This window comes from Pseudomonas sp. LPH60, assembly GCF_030718165.1.
GTDB lineage: Bacteria > Pseudomonadota > Gammaproteobacteria > Pseudomonadales > Pseudomonadaceae > Aquipseudomonas > Aquipseudomonas danubii.
The window spans coordinates 1-1191 of the sequence record NZ_JAVAJH010000029.1 but is presented as its reverse complement, the minus strand read 5'-3'; the positions used below and the strand labels follow the sequence as shown (position 1 = coordinate 1191).

The window sequence follows — 1191 nt, the reverse complement described above, 5'->3', positions numbered from 1 at the left end:
TACTCCCATTACTCCTGTCATAAAAACATTCACGTTTTCTGACACGGAATTGGGAATGGACTATTCAGGAAAGTTCAATGTTGGCACTTACAGCTTTAGCTGGTCTGCAGAAAATGCAACCAGATACGAACTGTACTCTCCTGCTGGACTCTTCTACTCTGGTCCTGGAACAGCTACATCAGCAAACTTGAATGATGGGACTTACATTGCTGGTGGTAGTATTTATGTTGCTACTTTCACCCTCAGAGTCTGGAATGGAGCAACTTATGTAGACAGGTCTATCGCAGTCACAAAAACATATCCTGACTGCGGAAGTTGTAGTTCAGGCTCATAGTGGTTTAACCCTAGTAGTGTGAGAAGCCCCCGAATAGCGGGGCCTTCTCAGTTTATGATGACCTTCATCAGCCGGAAGGATCTACCGTGTAATCATCTCGAAACTGAGGGTAAATATAAAAGTCTTTCGAAGATGAACCGTTGAATGCTCTTAGCCGAAAAGCACCTGAAATTCCACAAGGAAATATATAGGTGTTCGGTAGCGTAGCGGTATTTCCTGTTCCGTTGTAATACACGCAGCTGCCGTACGACAGCTCGTATCTGGTTGCATTTTCAACACTCCAGGTAAAGGTGTTTGAACGAGCCCAATAAGTATCGAGAGTAGTAACCCAATTGTTACCAAATAATGAGTTCGTGACGTAAAACGATTTTAGAACTGGCAGCGGGCTTAAGAAAACCACTGTCGTAGATGCATTCTCAGAAACGGTCGCTTATGTAAGAACTCATAGAAAAAGCCCCCGTTTTAAGCGGGGGCTTTTTTATTATTTCAAACCTAATCAACCAGATGGATCAGGGTCAGGTTGAGTGAAAAACTGTACCTCGATAACAAGTGTAGTCACTGAGACTGGTGATGATCCGTCAGGACCATTAAACGCTTTTAATGTGTACGTTACTGGATGTGGTAGTGCAGCTTCTATTCTCCCGTAGTAGCTGCCAACTGGATACACAAAGCCAGATACCGACGTACCTGAGTATATAAGCCCAACAGGGCTGTAAACTTCATATCTTGTGGCTCCTTGGACACTCCAGCTAAAGTTAGCTGGATAGTCCAGATATCCTAGATGATTGAAAGATAGAAAGTTTCTCTCGGAACCAGTTATCTGGCTGAAGGAGTTAATCACTGGCGCAAGGCTAGTG

At 43.9% G+C, this 1191-nt stretch carries 2 protein-coding genes; one reads left to right on the top strand and one right to left on the bottom strand.

Annotated elements, in window-relative coordinates:
- Window positions 1-334 (top strand): hypothetical protein (locus Q8O96_RS31090; protein ID WP_305950130.1); only part of this gene is annotated, 334 nt, incomplete at its 5' end.
- A 496-nt stretch (window positions 335-830) separates the two neighbouring features.
- Here Q8O96_RS31090 and Q8O96_RS31085 read toward each other — a convergent pair.
- On the bottom strand, window positions 831-1191 hold a 361-nt coding region (locus tag Q8O96_RS31085), incomplete at its 5' end, for a hypothetical protein (RefSeq protein WP_305950129.1).